The sequence below is a fragment of the Embleya sp. NPDC055664 genome (assembly GCF_053618075.1).
In genome coordinates this window covers 273819-293058 of record NZ_JBSHGZ010000004.1, presented here as the reverse complement: position 1 = coordinate 293058, position 19240 = coordinate 273819, and the positions used below count along the sequence as shown (strand labels likewise).

Sequence of the window (19240 nt, the reverse complement as noted above, 5' to 3'; positions counted from 1 at the left end):
GTGGCCGGAGGGCCGTCTCGTCGACGGGATCCGGGCATTTCGGGTGGCCCGGCCGGCACCGATTCGACAACCGGTCGATCAGCGACGCAGTTCCAGCGTGCAGCACTTGGTGTTGCCGCCGGCCTTCAGCAGTTCGGTCAGGTCGATCCCCTGGGGGATGTAGCCGCGTTCGCGCAACTGCGGACCGAGGAGCGGGACGGCGCGCTCCGGGAGCAGTACGTGCCGGCCGTCGGAGAGCGCGTTGAGCCCGAACGTGGCGGCGGCGGCCTCGTCGGCCAGGATCGCGTCCGGGAAACGTTCGGCCAGGACGCGGCGGCCGGCCTCGTCGAATGCCTCCGGGTAGTACATGATTTCGTCGGGGCCGAGCACGGACAGCGCGGTGTCCAGGTGGTAGAACCTCGGGTCGACCAGGGTCAGGCCGAGCACGGGCAGGCCGAAGTACTCGCGGGCCTCGTCGTGCGCCCGCGGATCGCTGCGGAAGCCGCTGCCGGCCAGCAATTGCCCGCCGACCAGGAGGAAGTCGCCCTCGCCCTCGTTGATGTATTCGGCCTGGTGGACCTCGGCCCAGCCGTCGGCACGGAACCAGTCGAGATAGGCGGCGGACTCGTCGACGCGCTGCGGGTGGCGGAACCGGGCCACCAGCACCCGGCCGTCCACGACGGTGGCGCCGTTCGCCGAGAACACCATGTCGGGCAGTCCGGGCACCGGTTCGATCAGCGCCACCTCGTGCCCGAGCGCGACGTAGGCGTCGTGCAGGCGTTTCCACTGGGCCAGACCGGTGTCCGCCGACGTGGGCACACTCGGATCCATCCACGGATTGATGGAATAGGTGACGTCGAAGTAGGTCGGCCGGCACATCAGATAGCGGCGCGATCCAACCGTTCGGTTGTCGTGTGTGGGTCGTTCGATCTCTGACTGGGGCACGTTGATTTCCTTTTTCTCCGTGATTGTGTCCGGGGGATGAAATCAATGCCGAATTCGGCGGTGTGCGACACCGGAGGAAAACACGGTGTGCGCCCGATGATGCGGGCATACCGGAAAAGAGCGGGATTGCCGCCGATCGAAACTAGCACGAGGTTCGACCGATATCCGTCCCGTTGACAGGACAGCCGCCGTTTCGGTCGGCGCGGCACCGTGAAGGGCTCCACGACGGATCGCGCCGGAGACCGACAATCGCGCATTCCGGCGACTCGCGGCCATATTTCCCACCGAAGCGAGCGTCGCAGCCCCGAAGCGGTGGGGGCGGGGTCCCGGGCCGGCGGGTCACGCGGGGAGGCGCCCGGAGCCGAGCCGGCACGGGCGCGCCGGATCGACCCCGGGACGGCCGAGTCGAACGCCTATACGACCGAGCCTGCGCTCACGCCCGCGCTCATGACCGAACCCGGGTCCACACCCACATCCGCACCCCGGAGCACGCCTCACGACTCCCGTGCCCGCTCCCGCGCGCGACACGTCGCACACCCCGGCGGCTCCTTCGAGGCCGTTCCGGCACTTCTCCCCCTCTCGTTGCACCCCGCTGCGACCCCGACACCCCGCGTGTTCGCCGGCCGGATCGCGCCGCCGGCGCGGCGCCGATCGAGGCTTCGACCTGATGTTCGAAAAAACCATCCGGATGGTGATCGGATGTCTCGGGTTGCGTCCCATCGTAAATATCTGCGGGTGGTGCGTTAGGAAGACGTCAATACGCATGAGTAGCCGAGTGGGGAGCAGATCATTTCGTCTATAGTGACCGCCCCGCGAGAATGGTTGAAGTGAACGATCGAGTACACCGGATCCGGGCCTGCGGCCAACCGATTGCCTTTCCTACGGGTTGGGTTGCGGGACGATCCGGTTGGTCGATTCATTCCCGCCGTCGGCAAAATGTCGATGAACACCAACCAAACAGTTGCGTAGCCAGTCGGTCGCGAAGTGTTGGTGGTTGGTTCCTTGATTTCCGGGACCTGCTGAGATCTACTCGGGTAGGCCCGAAGAGCACCACTCTGAATGTGGATCTTCGGGAGTCGGCGGGGGTGTGCCGCCGACAGCCGCAACGCCAACGGGGATCTGTAAAGAGGCGAACGGGGCAAACCGTTGATGCACGCATTCGTACACATGTCGACTATGTCCGGCCCTGATACCGCGCCCTCTGCGTGGTGTAGCCGCATGCTTCCGGAAGTCGTGTCGCCGATCACCCGGGTGGGGGTGATCCGTAGGCGACCGGCGACACCGGAGCCGCGGCGGGGCCGATCGTCCACTGAATGCAGATCGGATATCGGGCACACCCCGTAGCAGAACTCCCTGGGGCAACGCACTGCGCAAACAGCGGTTATGGCCTGCGCATTATTTGCTTGTTCGAGCATGCACGCACATGGAGGCATGGTGGCGAACCAGACGAGAGTTCACGAACGCGAGAGAGAGGCCCAGCTGCACTCGGGGCCGGGAGTGGTCGCCCGCCCGCGAAGAGCTGTCAGGGAACATCCGCCGCATTGCGGACGATTGCTCACCACAAAGGTGGGTCTGCAAATCCCGGCCGACATGACCTTCGAGGATTGGGAGCAAGCCGGGCGTAAGCTCTCGGGAATCCTTGATTCCTCGTCGTGGTGGCTCGGCGACTGGTTGGTATACGGAAAAGATCACTATACCGACCTGTATCAGCGAGGGATACGCGCAGCGGGGTTAAGCTACCAGACGCTCCGGAATTATGCGTGGGTCTCCAGGAGGTTCGACTTCGATCGACGGCGATCCGCGCTCAGTTTCCAGCATCATGCCGAGCTGGCCTCGTTGCCGGTCGGTGAACAGGAGCTGTGGCTGGATCGCGCGGAACAGATGAAGTGGACCACCAAGCAGCTGCGCAACGCTATCCGCGACGCGCGAGCGGACGAGGGGCGCGACGGCCGGCAGATCGAGGCGACCCGTCGTCTCGCGGTGCCCGGGGATCGTATCCAGTGGTGGCACAAGGCCGCCGAACACTCCGGGATCGACTTCGAGCAATGGGTGCTCGCGACGCTCGACCACGCCGCCGAGCGGGTGCTCGAGGACGCCATCGAGGTCGCGTTGGAGGACGTACAGGAGGGCGTGCCGCAGGAGGCCGGCGTCGGCGTCTGACCGATCCGGACGCAGGTCGGCGGGCGGGGGCGGGCGGGGCGGCCCGAAGCCCGGTACGCCCCCGCCCGACTTCCCGCTTCGGTGGGCCGAGGGGCCCGTGCTCCGGATCGAGCATGGGCCCGTCGGCAGGTCGGGCCACGGTCAGGGCAGGCGGCTCATCAACTCGGCCGTGGCGCGATGCCGCGTGCACCCGCGCTCGTCGAACGAGCGCTGCACCCGGTCCCGCACCTCGCCGGGTTGTTCCTGGCTGAGCTTGAACATGCCGTCGGCCCGGGTCACCCGGATCCGGAAGGCGCCCACGCCGGCCACGATGCTGCGGAAGTACTCCACCGATTCGGTCATGTCCCATCCGGTGCCGTGCTCGCTCTCGAACGCCCGGACGGTGGACTTCACCACGCCCAGCGTCTCGTCCAGTGAATCGATCTTCTCCACCGTGCCGCGCAGATGAACCGAGGTGAAGTTCCAGGTCGGCGCGGCCGGCGTGATCTCGTACACGGTCGGCGAGACGTACGCGTGCGGTCCGGTGAAGGTGAGCAGCACGGTGCAGCCGTCGGTCAGCGCCCGCCAATGCGGATTCGCCCGGTTCATGTGTCCGAGCAACGTGACACCGACCAGGTCGTCGCTCCATTCGGTGTGCCGCTCGGGGTCGAGGATCACCGGCAGGTGTGTGGCGAAAGGCCCTTCCTCGGGGCTGCCGTTCAGTGCCACGAGCGCCAACGGATTACTGCGGATCAGCTCGACCATCCACGAACCGTCCGGTTCGCGATACTGCCCGGGAACGAACATCCGGAACTCACCCTTTCGGTGACCTGGTGCAGGGCGCGGCTCCACGACGACGGAGCCGGAGTGCTTGGCATGGATACGAGCGGGGCGCCGCTCCGGCGGGGGTGTTGTCCCGTCGGCAGGACGGCGTACTCCGCTGCATTGCGACCGAGCCCTTGAAAGGTGTGCTCGGCCCCTCTAAGTTGAAGCTGCGGTGCTTCCCGGCGCAATACCGAATGCGTTTCTCCCGGTTCTCCGGTCGAGCGATGCGGGAACAGCCGACAACGCTCGACGAAGTTTTCCGCTGAATTCCAGGACGCCCGATCAGGGTCCCTTCCCGGTTTCCGTGACCGACCCGTCGAAGTTACCGAAGCCCCTGTCGCCGCCACGCTAGCGAGAGAGTATTCTATGGGTACTTTTGCACATGAAATCTACGACGTGGCGGGCATTGGATTCGGGCCCTCCAATCTGTCCCTGGCCATCGCCCTGGAGGAGTACGGGGGCGCCGGGGGAAACGGATCCCCGGACGGACCCGGGGCGATATTCTTCGAGCGGCAGCGTGCGTTCGGCTGGCATCGCAATATGTTGCTGCCGACCGCGACCATGCAGATCTCGTTCATGAAGGACCTGGCCACGTTCCGGAATCCGGCGTCGCGGTTCAGCTTCGTGTCGTATCTGCACGAGGTGGGCCGGCTCACGCAGTTCGTCAACAACCAGGACTTCTTCCCGACCCGCCAGGAGTTCCACCAGTACCTGGAGTGGGCGCAGGCGAGCTTCACCGACCGGGTGCACTACGGCTCGGAGGTGACCGCGATCCGGCTGCCGGGGGGCGTCGACCCGGCCTCGGCCGAGCATCTGCGCCTGGAGATCCGCGACGGCTCCGGGACCCGCACGGTCGATGCGCGCAACGTGGCCATCTCCACCGGCCTGGTACCGCGCCTGCCCGACGGTATCCAGGCCGACGAACGGGTCTGGCACAGCTCGGAGTTCCTGGACAAGTACAGCCGGACCGACCCGACCGGGCTGCGCACCGTGGCGGTGGTCGGCGCGGGCCAGAGCGCGGCCGAGATCACCCGGTTCCTCTACGACGAACTCCCGCACGCCCGGGTCTACTCGATCATCCCGTCGTACGGCTACTGCGTGGCCGACGACACCCCGTTCGCGAACCAGGTGTTCGACCCGAACGCGGTCGACGCGTACTACTTCGGGACCGACCGCACCCGCGAGGCGTTCTGGCAGTACCACCGAAACACCAACTATTCGGTGGTCGATGCCGAGGTGATCCGCGACCTGTACCGGCGCTCGTACGACGAGGAGGTGCGCGGGGCCGAGCGGTTGCACTTCCTCAACCTGACCCGGGTCGACGAGGTCAAGCGGGCGGGCGACGAGACGCGCGTGTCACTGCTGTCGTTGCTCGACGACGAATCGCCCGAGCTGGACGTGGACGCGATCGTGTTCGCCACCGGCTACGAGGCGATGGAACCGAGCCGCCTGCTGGGCGAGTTGGACCGGTACTGCCTGCGCGACGAGGCCGGCCGGCATCGGGTGGGCCGCGACTACCGACTGGTCACCTCGCCCGAACTGCGCTGCGGTATCTATCTCCAGGGCGGTACGGAGCACACCCACGGGCTGACCTCCTCGCTCCTGTCCAATCTCGCCATCCGCAGCGGCGAGATCGCCGAGTCGATCCTCGGCCGCCGTCCGGCGGAGGCCCTGCACGGCTGACGTCACCGACCCGAGCCGCTACTTCCCCGCGGGCAGGCGATCCACGACCTCGCCCGCGGGGGGTGCGGCGGGCACGCACGAGCGTTCGCTGCGGGTGATCCTCGCATTCTGCGGACGGGTGCCCTCGGAGCGGATGACGACGGGATACGGCTTGCCGTACGCCCGCACATAGACCGTGCGCGACCGCCGCCGGCCCTGCGCGTCCCCCTCCCCGTCGACCCGGGTGAGGGGGATCAGCGTACGGCCGTCGATGGTGACCGGTTCGCCCTTGGTGTAGCCGTCGACGCCGGGTTCGAAGATCACGCCGACCGTGTCCAGGGGATTGGTCGGGTCGTACGCGAGCATCGCGTAACGATCGGCGTACGTCCGCCTGTTCGCGGCGGTGTCGGGCAGGCTCGTGCCGGCCCACTCCCAGAACTCGGCGCCGGCCTTGAGGTAGGACTTCCCGCCGACCACGATCGCCTCGCCCGGGCGCCCGTTCATCTCGAACGAGCCCCGGTAGTCCCGGCCTTCGCGCACACACAGGTCGAAGTCGACGCGCCTGGTGGAGGTGAGCACCTGGTCGCCGACGATGCGGATGTCGTCGGCGCCGCGGACCAGACTCGCCGACTCGCGGACCAGGTCCCGCGCGTCCCGGTCGACGTTGGACTCCAGCGCGTCACCGACACCGGCGCAGCCGGCGAGCGCGGCGCAGCAGAGGACGACCGCCGTGGCGGTCACGGCCATTCGGGATGTGTACACGACGTTCCTTGCCTGCGAACCCGGGAATCCGACGGGTAAGTATCGCGGGTCGGATCCCGTCGGGCGCGGGCGGCCCGTCCGCATCGTCGATCGCCGCGCACGCGGGCCCGCGCGGTGTCGCGAGGGTCAGGGTTTGATGCCGACGGCGCCGTAGCCCCAGACGTTCTCGACCTCGTCCAGCGGGTGTTCGGGCTCCCCGTCCGGGTTCCAGTGGGTACGCAATCCGGGTTCGACCAGGTCGAACCCGGCGAACATGGCGCGGATCTCGGCGTAGGGGCGCATGGTCATCTCGGCGGAGGCGTTCTTCCAGCCCTCGGCGCCCTTGCGGCCCTGGTTCGGGTTGGCGTCGAAGGAGGCGTGCGAGAGCAGCAGCATGCTTTTGGAGGGCAGCGCGTCGCGGAGTCGGGCGACGATGTCGTGCGGTTTCTCGTCGTCCCGGATGAAGTGCAGGATCGCCACCAGCATCAGCGCCACCGGCCGTTCGAAGTCGATGACCTCCAGCACCTCCGGCGCGGACAGGATGTCCTCGGGCGCGCGCAGGTCGGCCTGGGTGAACGTGGTCCGGCCCGGATCCGCGTCGGTCATCAGCGCCCGGCCGTGCACGAGCACGATCGGGTCGTTGTCCACGTAGGCCACCCGGGCGTCCGGGGCGATCTCGTGGGCCACTTCGTGGGTGTTGCCCGAGGTGGGGATCCCGGTGCCGATGTCCAGGAACTGACGGATGCCCCGGCGGGCCGCGTAGCGCACGGCGCGACGCAGGAAGAGCCGGTTGAGCCGGAGGCTGACCGCCAGGTCGGGGATCGCCGCGACGATGGCGTCGGCGGTGGCCCGATCGACCGCGAAATTGTTCTTGCCGCCGAGAAGATAGTCGTAGATCCGGGCGGTATGCGGAACGGTCGTGTCGATCCGGGTGGGCAGTCCGCTCTCGATCTCGTCGAGTCGCGGCAACCGCCAAGCGTTCTCGTCGCCTTCGCCCGCGTGCCCCGCCGGTATGGATGTCACGCCGCCTGCCTCCGCACCACAGATTCCGTACGTGCGCCGAGCGTACCGGGGACGTTCGCGGTTCGGGTCGACGGGCAACCGCTGTCGAGGAACCGGGACATACCCGAGGCCGGTCGGCAACCGGCCGGTGTGCCGGGCGAGTACGATCGGTGCCGGCGGTCGGCCCCCGTGGCGCGGACCGCCGGCACCGGCGTATACCGGCGCTACGCCGGGGTGCCCTCGTCGACCCAGCGGGCGAAGACGTCCACCCGGTCGGCGGGCCAGGCGCCGTCGCAGGGCATGCTGCCCTGACGCAGCCGGGCCAGGATCGCCTGCGCGTGCGCGCTGACGTCGTCGTGCGACCACAGGTCGAACATGAAGCTCATCGACTTGCGGTCCATCTCCCGGAACAGCGGCTTGATGTGCTCGGCGAAGCCGATCGGCTGTTCTTCGGTCGGCAGGGGCATCTCGGTCGTCTCCTCGGTCGCGACGGGGGCCAGTGCGGAGACCCGGGCGCCGGGGGTGGCGCCGCAGACCCACCACCACCGGGGTACGGGCATGTGGGCCGGCGGCCGGGCGCCGGGCTGGGAGTTCTCCACCGCGATGCGCGAGCCCCACTCGACGTAGGCGACGAACGCGGCGCGGAACTCGGCGTCGGTGGGCAGGCCCGCGTCGTTGGCGGCGCGGCCGATCAACTGGGTCCAGCGGGTGCGCCATTCCTCGGTCAGGGCCTTGCCGGCGTGCTCGCCCACCATGTGGTCGTAGCCGCCGTACTGCTCGGTGTACAGCTTGGGGCCGCCGAAGGTCTCGACCAGCCACGCCGCCACCCGCTCGGGGTGGTCGGGTGCCATCCGGGCGAACAGCGGGCCGAGCAGCGGGTCCTGCGGTACGTACTTGTCGTAGAAGATGTGCGTCATGCGGGTCAGCGCGGGCAGTCCGCCGGCCCATTCGTAGAGCGTGGGCTCCTCGGAGCGCGGCGGGTCGGCGAAGTTCACGTACCAGTGCATGCCGCTGCAGAACGGCTTGTTCTGCGAATGGCCGCACCGGCACAGGCTGTAGTGCTCGGTCGGGGCGCCCGGACCGCGCGGTTCCGGTTCGCCGTCGGCGCCGACCAGCGCGATCGAGCCGGTCACCCGGTACGGGCCGTCCTGCGAGACCTCGATCGTGGGGTCGCGCGGTTGCGGCGGCGGGGACTGTCCGTCGATGAGGTAGTCGAGCGCGCCGGACGGGCAGGCCCGCACGGTGCGCACGATCTCGTCCATGCGGTCGCCCGAGGGCGCCACGAACGGCTCCTCCTTGTGCCGGAAGACGGTGGAGAGCCGATCGGTGCACAGGCCCGAGTGCGCGCAGATGCCGCGGTTGTCGGTGACCGCGACGGGCGCGCCGGGGTACGTGCGCCGCTCGTCGGGCACGCGGCCGGGGTCCTTGGCGCCGGTGAACCCGTTGCGGGCGTGGCTGCCGTCGCACAGCGGCTTGGTGGTCGACTCGCCGCACCGGCACAGCGCGGTCTGCGGCAGTACCGGGATCGGCTCGCCGAGCCGGTCGGTGACGCGCGTGGCATTGGTGACCAGATACGGGCCGTTCGGCGCGACCACGATCCGGCTCTGCAGGCCGGCCTGGAGCGCGGTGAACTCCTCGACCAGCGCGACCCGATCGGCCTCGTCGGCGAACAGCCAGGCCAGGTGTTGCAGCGCGGCGGCGGCCTCCTGCACGCCGAGCGGCGGCTCGGGGTCGACCTCGGCGCGCAGCCGGGTGACGTCCGCGGCGAGGGCGCGCACGAGGCCGGCCGGATCCGCGTCGGCGGCCGTCGGGTCGACCGGCTCCGGCCCGACGGCGCTCCCGCCGACCTCGGCCAGTGCCTCGGCGAGCGGGCGGATCACCGTGTCCCGCAGCGGCTCGCCCGCGTCGGCGTCGGTCATCCGGCGGGTGAGCGCGTGGTCGAGGGTGTGTGCTCGGGTCAGCAGCGACCGCAACCGGCTCGGGATCGGCGCGCCGGTCATGGGGTTCCGCCGGTGGATCGGCCCGACGGGATGATGGGACGGTTGAACACGATGATCACGCTCGCTACCCCTGTTTCTCGGTGCGTTGCCGATCAATACAATACAGGAGTGTATTGAAATGGAAAGTGCCAGCCGCGGTGCCGGTCGGGCGCGGGACAGCGCGATCGACGCCCGCATCCTGGCCGTCGCGGGACAACATCTGGCCCGGGACGGATACGCCGCGATGTCGCTCGCGGCGGTCGCCCAGGAGGCCGGCACGACCCGCCAGGCGCTGTATCGACGCTGGCCCGGCAAGGCCGAGTTGGCCGCGGCGGTGGTGACCGCGCTCGCCGAGGAGGAGCACGATGTCGGCGCCGCCGACCCGTTCGGCACGCTGGTGGCCGAACTCGCCGACTTCCAGCGCGGCGTCGGCAAACCCGGCCGGATGTCCCTGGTCGGCACGATGCTCCAGGACACCACCGACCCCGAACTGCGCGCCCGCTACCGCTCCCGGGTGATCGCCCCCCGCCGCGCGCGCCTGCTCGCCGCGCTGGAATCGGCCCGCCGCCAGGGCCAACTCGACCCCGACGCCGACCTGGAGGTCGCCCTCACGATGTGTACCGGCTCCTGGTACGGCCGCGAACTGGCCGGCGCGCCGGTCCCGACGAATTGGCCGTATCGCACCGCGGCGTTGCTCTGGCGCGCCCTCGGCGGCACGGTCCCGCCGGCCGACCCCGACACGCCGTAGCGGATCGGCCCGCTCACGTCGCCGGGTCGAACGGTCGGCAACCGGCGTCCGGTTCGGCCGCGAGCCAAGCGGACCGGGGCCGGGCCAGAACCCGCTCCCGCAGCCGAGCAGCGTCGGCGGCGAAGCCCCGGGCCGCGGCCGGCGGCGTGTCGTACTCGCGGGACCACTCGGCGTCGGGATGACCGCCGCAGTCCGCCGGCGGCGGGCACGCGCGGCCGATCTCGACCTCGCTCACCCAGGGCGGCCCCCAGCGCAGGTCGAAGGCGCAGCGCCGGGGGAAGTACAGCGCGGCCAGGAAACTCCGGCCGTTGGGGAGTTCGAGCCGGCCCTGCACACTCGCGCAGTGGATCCCGTCGAAGTGTTGGCCGACGTAGTGCACCGAGCCGGGGACGCCGAGGTGTGCGCCCGTCTCGCGCAGCCGGGCGTCGGCCTCGGCGAGCGCGGTCCGGACGCCGGCCGCCTCGTCTTCGGCGACAGAGGGGAAGACCCAGGTGGGGTCGCCGAGTTCGAGGGCAGTGGGGACGAAGTGCAGGCCGGATGGGGCGCCTTCGGGATCGGTGGTCATGCGCTGCCGAACCGGTGCCGGGCCGGTGCGGCCGCGGGGAACTCGATCTCGGGAATCGCGGTCACCGACCGAGCGTGCCGGGCGCGCGCACCTTCGGGCAAGCCGATTCGCGCGGTCGGGCCCGGGGCGGACCGGAGCCGCCGCCGGCGCGGTCAGGCGTGCGGGGCCTCCATCGCCGGGCGCAGCCGGCCCAGCAGGCCGTACAGCGCGGCGCGCTCGTCGAGGGTGAGTGCGTCGAGCGCGGCGCGCGTGGTGTGCATCTCGGCCCGGATCCGGCGGATCGTCTCGTGCCCCTCCTCGGTGGCCACCACGTTCTTGACCCGCCGGTCGGCGGGGTCGGCCTCGCGGCGGACCAGGCCGCGCGATTCGAGCCGGTCCACGATGCCGGTGACGTTGGAGGCGTCGCACACCAGCCGATCGGCCAGTCCGCGCATCGGCAGCGGGCGGCGCAGCAGGGACAGCGTCTTGGCCTGCACGGAGGTGAGCCCGTGCCGGCTGACCACCGCGGCGAAGTCGTGGAAGTACGCGGTACCCACGGCGGCCATGGCGTCCATGATCTCGGCGGTGCTCGGCTCAGGGGTGCTCGGCTCGGGACTGCTCATGACCCCAAGGTAATGCAAAAAGGTTGAGGACTTCAACCATTGAACTTGACGTAGCAATTTCCGGGTGTCTACGGTCGGTCCCGTCCAATTGCTTGAAGTCTTCAACCATCGAGGCCGACAAGCTTCTCGCTCGTAGAAAGAACACCCGTGACCCCCACCCCGCCCGACACGCGACGATCCGGTGGACCGCTGATCCTCGCCCTCGGCCTGGCCGCCATGGTCGTCGCGATGGCGCAGACCCAGGTCATCCCGATCCTGGGGCTGCTCCAGCAGGAACTGGACACCACGCCCGCCGGGGTCGGCTGGGTGACCACCGCGACGCTGCTGTCGGCGGCGGTGTTCACGCCGCTGCTCGGCCGATTCGGCGACCAGCACGGCAAGCGGCCGACCCTGATCGGCGTACTGATCGTGATGATCGCGGGCTCGGTGCTCGCGGCCGTGACGTCCTCGCTGCCGCTGCTGATCGTCGGCCGGGTGCTCCAGGGCGCGGCGACCGCGATCTTCCCGCTCGCGTTGTCGATCATCCGCGAGGAGGTGCCCGTCGAGAAGCTGCCCGGTGCGATGGCGCTGATCAGCGCCACCCTCGCGTTCGGCAGCGGTCTGTCGCTGGTGGCCACCGGGCTGCTCACGCGCGGTGACGACCCGAACTACCACCTGGTGTTCTGGTTCTCCGGGATCCTGTCCGTCGTGGCCCTGGTCGCGGTGCTGATCCGGGTGCCGGCGAGCCGGGTCAAGGCCGGCGGTCGGATCGACCTGCTCGGCGCGGCCACCCTCGGCCTGTTCCTGGTCCTGCTGCTCCTGGGCATCTCGCAGGGCCACGAGTGGGGCTGGGCGTCGGGCCGGATCATCGGCTCCTTCGTCGGCGCGGTGGTGATGGCCTTCGTGTGGGTCCAGGTCGAGCGCCGGGTCGCCGACCCGCTGGTGGACCTGCGGATGTTCGTGCACCGCCCGGTCCTGCTGACCAACCTGGCCGGTCTGTTCGTCGGTTTCGCCGCGTTCAGCCAGTTCATCGGCATCTCCTACCTGGTCCAGATGCCCGAGCGGGTGGCCGGATACGGCTTCGGCGCCTCGGTGTTGCGGGCCTCGGTGGAATATCTGCTCCCGGGCGCGCTGATCTCGCTGCTCGCGGCGCCGCCGGCCGGTCTGCTCGTGGGCCGGATCGGCGCCCGGGCCACGCTCGCGATCGGCTCGGCCGTCGGGGTGGCCGGCTTCGCCTGGCTCGCCTTCGGGCACGGCGCGTCCGCGTCGGTGATCCTCGCGGGCATGCTCACCGGTATCGCCATCTCGTTCGGCTACGCCGCGATGCCCGCACTGATCGTGGCCGGCGTACCGCACCACCAGACCGGCATCGCGAACGGCATCAACTCCATCTCGCGCAGCGTCGGCAGCTCGATCGCCAGCGCGGTGATCACCTCGCTGCTCGCGTCCAAGTCGGTCGAGGGCCTGCCCCCGGGCCTGCCGCCGATCCCGGCGGAGAGCCGGTTCACGCTCGGCTTCGTGATCGCCGGCGTGATGTTGGTCCTGGTCGTCGGGGTGGCGTTGCTCGGCCTACAGCGGGTACCCGCCAGGGCCGAACCCGTCGCCGTGCCCCACCCGCGGGTCCAGGAGTCCGTGGACGCCTGACCGACCGCGCCCGTCCCCTCCGTCCGTCCCACTTCGGAAAGGCCACCCGAGATGATCCCCACCACCAGCCGCGAATGGCACATCCTCGCCCGCCCGAAGGGCTGGCCGAAGGAGGAGGACTTCGCACTGCGCGAGGTCGAGATCCCGGAACTCGCGGACGGGCAGATCCTGGTCCGCAACCTGTTCCTGTCCGTCGACCCGGCGATGCGCGGCCGGATGAACGACGTCAAGTCGTACACCCCGCCCTTCGCGCTGAACGAGCCCATGGAGGGCGGCGCGGTGGGCCGGGTCGTCGCGTCCCGGTCGGACGCCTTCGCCGTCGGCGACTACGTGCAGCACTGGCTCGGGTGGCGCGAGTACTCGGTGGTCGAGGGCCGCGGGGCCGGGGCGGTCGAGGTCGATCCCGACCTCGCCCCGCTGTCCGCCTACCTCGGTGTGCTGGGCATGCCCGGTCTGACCGCCTGGGTGGGCCTGCTCGACATCGCGTCCTTCCGCGAGGGCGACGCGGTGTTCGTCTCCGGCGCGGCCGGCGCGGTGGGCAGCCAGGTCGGCCAGATCGCCCGGCTCAAGGGCGCTTCGCGGGTGATCGGCAGCGCGGGTTCGGCGGACAAGGTCGCCCTGCTCCAGGACGAGTACGGCTTCGACGCGGCCTTCAACTACAAGGACGGGCCGGTCGCCGAGCAGCTGGCCGAGGCCGCGCCCGAGGGCATCGACGTCTACTTCGACAACGTCGGGGGCGAACACCTCGAGGCCGCGATCGGCGCGCTGCACACACACGGCAGAGTCGCGATGTGCGGCGCGATCGCGCAGTACAACGCCACCGAGCCGACGCCCGCGCCGCGCAACCTCGCGCTGTCGATCGGCAAGCGGCTGCGGTTGCAGGGCTTCATCGTGATCGACTCCTTCGGCCGGCGCGACGAGTTCCTGGCCGAGGTCGGCGGCTGGTTGCGCAACGGCGAACTCAAGTATCGCGAGACGGTGGTCGAGGGGATCGAGAACAACCTGTCCGCGCTGCTCGGCATGCTGCGCGGGGAGAACACCGGGAAGATGGTCGTCGCGCTGCCGGAGTGAGCCGCCGCGGTGAGCGGGCGGGAGCCGGAGGGTGCGGTGACCGGCCGCAGTGAGCGGATGCAGACGTGCCGAAGGGCCGCGCGTGGGGGTCTACGCGCGGCCCTTCGGGGTGGTGCGGGCCGGTGACTCACCCTCGGGGGAGGGGAGTTCGACTCAGCCCAGGAACAGGTAGTCCGCCTGGTACGGCACTTCCGCCGTCGGCCGAGTGGCCGGGTCGCACGAGCCCGTCGGCGCCACGCCGCCCCGGGTGTTCAGGCGCAGTACCTGCGTGGTCGCGGACAGCAGCGCGTCCGGCTTGCCGGTCTGGGTGGCGTTCAGCACCAGCTCGGGGATGTTGCCGTCGCCGTTGGGCAGTTTGCTCGCCACCGCGCCGGTGACCGAGCTGCCGTCGGGGGCGACCCACTGCGGCGGGCCCGCCGTCGGGGTCACGAACGTGTGCTTGAGGTCGCCCTGGAGCTTGGCGGCGACGTCGAGCTGGGTGAACGCGGTGCCGCCGTCCTTGGCCGTGCACTGGTAGATCTGCTTGCCCGCGACCACCGACAGGTTCAGCGCCGGCGACTTCGGGGTGACCTTGCGGGAAAGCTGCCCGCGCACCGCGCCGCCCGGGAACTCGCCCGTGTGCAGGTTGGTGTAGTAGTTCGCCGGCGTCGCGTTGATCCGCTCCACCAGCGCCGGGTCGATGCCCTCGACGGTGCCGGCCAGTCCGGTCACCGACTGCGGCAGCCCCGCCTTCGCGTCGAACAGCGGCGCGACCACGTCGCCGTTGGCCCCGGCCGCCGCCCGGTGCAGGTGGCCGAGCGTGGGCGGGGCGATGCCGGTCCAGCTGAACGACCAGTCGATGCAGTTGCCCCACGGGCGGATCGAGGTGTCGGCCCGACCGTCCGGGTCGGCGCTCTTCTTGCCCTCGGCGTTCGGCACCTCCTGCTTGCCGGTCGCCTCGGCGGGCAGTGTGCCGGTCTTGAGCACACTGTTCACATCGGCCGCTCGGGCGAGCTTGACCAACTGCCCGCGTACCGCGCCGCCGGGGAACTCGCCGGTGTGCACGTTGAAGTACACGCTCGCCGGGTCGCTCTTGATCCGGTCGAGCAGCGCCGCGTCGGTGACCTTGACGGCGCCGGTGACCGCGGTCGCCGAGTCGGGCAGCGGCGAGGCGAAGAAGGGCACCTTGACCTCGCCGTTCTGCCCCTTGCCGCCCAGGTGCAGGTGCGCCGCGGTGGGCGCGCCGATGCCCTCCCACCGGATGCCGAAGCTGACCTGGTCGCCCTTGACCCGAACCAGCGCGGTGCCCTTGCCGTCGGGGTCGCCGACCCGCGCGTTGCCGCCGGGGACCTCGTTGGCCCCGGTCAGGCCCGCGGCGAAGAACGTCTCCTCGCCGGTCGCGGGCTCGGCGGCGCCGGTCGTGGTCAGGTCGGAGGCCGGCACGGCGCCGCCGTGTTCGGCGCCGTGGACCGTACCGGGATCGTTGGCGCCCTTGGCCGCGGCGGCCGGATCGGGGCGCGTGGCACCGGACTTGGTGTCCGAGGACGAGCAGCCGGCGACGGCGAACACGAGACCGGCGGCGAGGGCGAGTGCGGGCAGCGGATACCTGCGTGCGGACATGACGAGTCTCCCCGAAGACTGGGTGGGATGGATGCGTGCCGGGTGAGCGGCGCCGACGGGCGTCGGTGCATACCGCTCGGGTCGATCAGTAGCCGTAGCCGCCACCGCTGGTGGTCGGCGCCTTGCTCGTCTGCGGTGCGCCGGTCGCGGCCGCGCCCGCCTTCTTGCCGTCGGGGGTCACCGCGAACCAAGTCCCGTTCACGCCCTGGCCCTTGGTGTCGCCGGGCTGAGTGTCGGGCGCGAAGCGGTACACCGGCCAGCCGGCGATGGTGACCTGGGTGCTGCCGTCGCTACGGGTGACGCTGCCGACAGCGGACTGGTCGACGCCGGTCACGGTGACGCCGCCGGTGGTGGTCACCGGAGGCCACTGGGTTGCGCAGGCGCCGTCGCAGTTCGACTTGGACGGCTTGGCGGTGTCCTTGTCGAAGCGGTACAGGGTGAATCCGTTGCCGTCGGTCACGATCGGGCCGAGCTTGGCGTCGGTGCCCGCCTTCAGGACGGCCTTGCCCACCCCGCCGTTCGCGGCCCCGCCGGGTGTGCCGGGGGCGCTCGGCGCGGACTGCGCCGGCTGCGTGGCGGCCGGCGGCGTGGTGCCGGTGGACGTGTCGCTCTTCGAGTCGTTGCCACAGGCGGACAGACCGAGCCCGAGCGCACCGGCGATGGCGATCGCGGCGAAGCCGCGCGTGCTGAAGACAGACATGGTGAACCCCCGGAAAAGATCGATGAATGAGTCGAACTGCCTTACGGGGAACGGTTGTTGGTTCCGATCCCGGGCGGGTCGACCGGTGCGCTGCCGGTCGGTGGTGCGTCGACATCCAGCAGTACGGGGGAGGGGTCGAAGAGGGTTCAACGGTCGGGAAAGTTTTTTTCGACGAATCCCGACCGGACCCGAAACGGCCCCGGCGAGAATCCTCGCCGGGGCCGAAAAGCGCAGGTCGGCGGCCTACCAGGCGGCCGGCGCGTAGTCCTTGAGGAAGCAGCCGTACAGGTCCTCGCCGGCCTCGCCGCGCACGATCGGGTCGTAGACCCGGGCCGCGCCGTCGACCAGGTCGAGCGGCGCGTGGAAGCCCTCGTCGGCCAGGCGCATCTTCTGCGGGTGCGGGCGCTCGTCGGTGATCCAGCCGGTGTCCACGGCGGTCATCAGGATGCCGTCGGACAACATCTCCTCGGCGCTGGTGCGGGTGAGCATGTTCAACGCGGCCTTGGCCATGTTGGTGTGCGGGTGGCCGGGGCCCTTGTAGCCGCGGCTGAACTGGCCCTCCATCGCGGACACGTTGACCACGTACTTCCGCCGCGCCTTGGCCGCCGCCATCGCCGGACGCAGCCGGCTGACCAGGACGAACGGCGCGGTCACATTGCAGAGTTGCACTTCGAGCAGCTCGACCGGGTCCACCTCGTGCACACGCTGCACCCAGCTGTTGACCGGGTCCAGGTCGGGGACCAGGCCGCCCGCGTCGATCGCCGTGCCGGTCTCGATCCGGGCGGGTGAGGCCGAGCCGCTGGTCAGCGCGAGCGCGGTGAGCGCCTGCGGGGTCAGCGCCTGGTCGTCGCCGCGGGACTGGCCGGGCAGCAGCACGTGGCCGCTGCCGCCGACGTGGCCGAACGACACCATCTCCGGCAACTCGCCGGCGGGCAGCGGCGCGGCCTCGGCGGCGGCCAGCGCCGCGTACGCCTGCGGGGTCCGGCGTACCGTCTGCGCGGCGTTGTTGATCAGAATGTCCAGCGGCCCCGCCGCGGCCACCGAATCGGCCAGCGCGACCACCTGGGCCGGGTCGCGCAGGTCTATCCCGGCGATCTTGAGCCGGTGCAGCCAGTCGGCGCTGTCCGGCATCGCGGCGAAGCGACGGATCGCGTCGTTCGGGAAGCGGGTGGTGATCGTGGTGTGCGCGCCGTCGCGCAGCAGGCGCAGCGCGATGTACATGCCGATCTTGGCCCGGCCGCCGGTGAGCAGCGCGCGGCGGCCGGTCAGGTCGGTGCGCTGGTCGCGGCGGGCCCGGTTGAACGCGGCGCACTCCGGACACAGCTGGTGGTAGAACGCGTCCACCTTGTGGTAGCGCTGCTTGCAGATGTAGCAGGCCCGCGCGCGCTCCAGGACACCGGCGATCTCGGTGGTGGTGACCGTGGTCAGCGCGATCCCCAGCGTCTCGTCGTCGATCCGGCCCGGCGCGCCGGTCGCGGTCGCGGCGGTGACCGCCTCGTCGTTGGCGAGTACCCGGTCCCGGCGCTCCTTGCGGCGGCGCTCCTTGACGCTCTTGTAGATCGCGGCCGTGGCCCGCCGGATCCGCACCGCGTCCGGGTGCTCGACGTCGAGTTCCTCCACCTCGGCGAGCACGCTCAGGCACAACTCCATACGCGCGGGGTCGATCCCCTCCGCCACGCCCGTGTCCGCCTGAATCTCGCTACTCGCTGTCATCGCCGTTGCCGTTTCCTGTGCTCGCCGGTGCCACAAAACCCCGGCGGAACTCTACGTCGTGCCGACACGTGGGCCAATTTTTATCCGGCCCGGCGGTCCGGCGGTCGGTACGGAAGCGGCGGTCGGCGGTCGGTACGGGCGGGCTCGTCGGCGTCGCGGCTTCGCCTCGGTGTCAGGCGTCCTGCGCGTAGCCCTGGGCGACGTGCTCCAGCCACCACTGCGGTGCGGCGTTCATGAGCGTGCCGAAGTCCCAGTAGTCGTGCCAGCGCACGATCAGCCCGTCGCGGAACTCGTGCACCGACACGAACGGCAGCACCACCTGCTCGCCGGTCTTCCAGTGCCACTCCTCGGCGTGCTCGGTCACCACGAGGTTGCCTTCGGCGACGGTGCTCTTGTGGTGGTGGATGTAGCCGGTGAGCATGTCCAAGCCCAGTCGCAGCCGGGCCTCGATCGCCGCCGGGCCGGTCGCGCCGGGCCCGGGCGCGGCGACGTCCGTGTAGTGGCCGTCGGCGGCGAAGCAGGCCGCGACCTTGGCGAAGTCGCGGGCGTACAGGTCCTGCCAGAACTGTTCGATCAGCCGCTTGTTCGCGGTCGCGTCACTCATGGCGCGAACACTATGTACGAGCGCCGAAACTGAACAGAGGCAAGCTTTCTCGAAATCGGGACCGGGACCGGGATCGGGGCCGGGGCGAACACCCGGCCGCTCAGGTGCGATCGAGCAGGAGCACGGTCAGCAGCGGCGCGTTCGGCCACGCCGGGCGCAGGTCGCAGAGCACGTGGTAACCCCAGCGCTCGTACAGGGCCAACACCCTGGGATGGGTCGGGTCGACCAGCAGCGTCACCCGCTGCTCGGTGCGGGCGGCGAGCAGCCGGTCGTGGATCACCCGTGCCGCGCCCGAGCCCCGCCACGGTTCGCGCACCATCAACTCGTTGAGCGCGAAGGTACGCCGCCCGTCCTCCTCGATGTCCACCGCCGGCACCGGCTCGGTCAGCCCGATCCACCAGCGCGCGCCGGGCTGGAGGGTGTAGCCGAACGCGTAGCCGACCGGGATGTCCCGACTCCACCCGATCACACACTCGAACCCCGGCGAGGCGGCGTACCCGGCCAGCCGTTCGGCGAAGGCGTCCACCGACTGGAACGGCTGCGCCGACTCGGCCGCGTACACCTCGGCGTAGACGTCGAGCAGCACCTTCCGGATCTCGTCGAGGTCACCGCCGCGGTGGTGGGTCAGCTCGATCTCGGTCGCCACGCTTCCTCCCGGTCGGGGTGATCGGTCCCCGAGAGGGGACTTTCCCCGGGGCGCCGCGAGCCACGCCCGCGCGGTGATCCTGATGGGCCGTCAAAAG

At 70.4% G+C, this 19240-nt stretch carries 17 protein-coding genes; 5 read left to right on the top strand and 12 right to left on the bottom strand.

Translation table 11 applies throughout. The features are described 5' to 3' along the window. Positions 1-78 precede the first annotated feature (78 nt). On the bottom strand, positions 79-924 hold the full coding sequence (ddaH, locus tag ACWGR4_RS09115) for a dimethylargininase (RefSeq protein ID WP_452131788.1): 846 nt from the start codon (positions 922-924) through the stop codon (positions 79-81). Positions 925-2514: 1590 nt separating this feature from the next. On the opposite strand from ddaH, the gene ACWGR4_RS09110 reads away from it, so the two are divergent. Continuing rightward, positions 2515-3084, top strand: coding sequence for an LmbU family transcriptional regulator (locus ACWGR4_RS09110; RefSeq protein ID WP_379998244.1), 570 nt, complete (start codon positions 2515-2517; stop codon positions 3082-3084). 141 nt (positions 3085-3225) lie between these two features. Here ACWGR4_RS09110 and ACWGR4_RS09105 read toward each other — a convergent pair whose 3' ends face one another. After that, the gene (locus tag ACWGR4_RS09105) at positions 3226-3870 is read right to left on the bottom strand and encodes an FMN-binding negative transcriptional regulator (RefSeq protein WP_379998242.1); all 645 of its coding nucleotides are present in this window, start codon (positions 3868-3870) and stop codon (positions 3226-3228) included. A 414-nt stretch (positions 3871-4284) separates the two neighbouring features. On the opposite strand from ACWGR4_RS09105, the gene ACWGR4_RS09100 reads away from it, so the two are divergent. Further along, positions 4285-5571 (top strand): lysine N(6)-hydroxylase/L-ornithine N(5)-oxygenase family protein, encoded by a 1287-nt coding sequence (locus ACWGR4_RS09100; RefSeq protein WP_452131787.1) that lies wholly within the window; start codon positions 4285-4287, stop codon positions 5569-5571. Between the two features lie 18 nt (positions 5572-5589). On the opposite strand, the gene ACWGR4_RS09095 is transcribed toward ACWGR4_RS09100, so the two are convergent. The 3 genes from ACWGR4_RS09095 to ACWGR4_RS09085 form a co-directional block, all read right to left on the bottom strand. Then, a complete protein-coding gene (locus tag ACWGR4_RS09095) occupies positions 5590-6312 on the bottom strand; it encodes a hypothetical protein (RefSeq protein ID WP_452131786.1) in 723 nt (240 codons plus the stop codon). A gap of 126 nt (positions 6313-6438) precedes the next feature. After that, positions 6439-7314, bottom strand: a complete 876-nt coding sequence (locus tag ACWGR4_RS09090) for an SAM-dependent methyltransferase (protein WP_452131785.1) — start codon at positions 7312-7314, stop codon at positions 6439-6441. Positions 7315-7517: 203 nt separating this feature from the next. Then, the gene (locus ACWGR4_RS09085) at positions 7518-9293 is read right to left on the bottom strand and encodes a CDGSH iron-sulfur domain-containing protein (protein ID WP_452131784.1); all 1776 of its coding nucleotides are present in this window, start codon (positions 9291-9293) and stop codon (positions 7518-7520) included. A 118-nt stretch (positions 9294-9411) separates the two neighbouring features. Between ACWGR4_RS09085 and ACWGR4_RS09080 the strand changes: the two genes are divergently transcribed. Then, the gene (locus ACWGR4_RS09080; protein ID WP_379998231.1) at positions 9412-10020 is read left to right on the top strand and encodes a TetR/AcrR family transcriptional regulator; all 609 of its coding nucleotides are present in this window, start codon (positions 9412-9414) and stop codon (positions 10018-10020) included. Positions 10021-10033: 13 nt separating this feature from the next. Here the strand turns inward: ACWGR4_RS09080 and ACWGR4_RS09075 are convergent, their stop codons facing one another. Together ACWGR4_RS09075 and ACWGR4_RS09070 are read right to left on the bottom strand one after the other, a co-directional pair. Beyond that, on the bottom strand, positions 10034-10585 hold the full coding sequence (locus ACWGR4_RS09075) for a hypothetical protein (RefSeq protein WP_452131783.1): 552 nt from the start codon (positions 10583-10585) through the stop codon (positions 10034-10036). 152 nt (positions 10586-10737) lie between these two features. Further along, a complete protein-coding gene (locus ACWGR4_RS09070) occupies positions 10738-11187 on the bottom strand; it encodes a MarR family winged helix-turn-helix transcriptional regulator (RefSeq protein WP_379998227.1) in 450 nt (149 codons plus the stop codon). 147 nt (positions 11188-11334) lie between these two features. Between ACWGR4_RS09070 and ACWGR4_RS09065 the strand changes: the two genes are divergently transcribed. Together ACWGR4_RS09065 and ACWGR4_RS09060 are read left to right on the top strand one after the other, a co-directional pair. After that, positions 11335-12810 carry an MFS transporter gene (locus ACWGR4_RS09065; RefSeq protein WP_452131782.1) on the top strand — a complete coding sequence of 492 codons (1476 nt, stop codon included), beginning with the start codon at positions 11335-11337 and terminating at the stop codon, positions 12808-12810. 51 nt (positions 12811-12861) lie between these two features. After that, complete coding sequence (locus ACWGR4_RS09060) at positions 12862-13881, top strand: NADP-dependent oxidoreductase (protein ID WP_452131781.1); 1020 nt, start codon at positions 12862-12864, stop codon at positions 13879-13881. 153 nt (positions 13882-14034) lie between these two features. Here the strand turns inward: ACWGR4_RS09060 and ACWGR4_RS09055 are convergent, their stop codons facing one another. The 5 genes from ACWGR4_RS09055 to ACWGR4_RS09035 all read right to left on the bottom strand — a co-directional run bounded on the left by ACWGR4_RS09055 (position 14035) and on the right by ACWGR4_RS09035 (position 19143). Further along, a complete protein-coding gene (locus ACWGR4_RS09055; protein WP_452131780.1) occupies positions 14035-15480 on the bottom strand; it encodes a CHRD domain-containing protein in 1446 nt (481 codons plus the stop codon). An 85-nt stretch (positions 15481-15565) separates the two neighbouring features. Next, the gene (locus tag ACWGR4_RS09050) at positions 15566-16180 is read right to left on the bottom strand and encodes a hypothetical protein (protein ID WP_452131779.1); all 615 of its coding nucleotides are present in this window, start codon (positions 16178-16180) and stop codon (positions 15566-15568) included. Positions 16181-16423: 243 nt separating this feature from the next. Continuing rightward, positions 16424-17893, bottom strand: coding sequence for an SDR family NAD(P)-dependent oxidoreductase (locus ACWGR4_RS09045; protein WP_452131778.1), 1470 nt, complete (start codon positions 17891-17893; stop codon positions 16424-16426). A gap of 172 nt (positions 17894-18065) precedes the next feature. Further along, positions 18066-18497, bottom strand: coding sequence for a nuclear transport factor 2 family protein (locus ACWGR4_RS09040; protein ID WP_379998215.1), 432 nt, complete (start codon positions 18495-18497; stop codon positions 18066-18068). Between the two features lie 100 nt (positions 18498-18597). Further along, on the bottom strand, positions 18598-19143 hold the full coding sequence (locus tag ACWGR4_RS09035) for a GNAT family N-acetyltransferase (protein WP_379998213.1): 546 nt from the start codon (positions 19141-19143) through the stop codon (positions 18598-18600). Between the last annotated feature and the right edge of the window lie 97 nt (positions 19144-19240).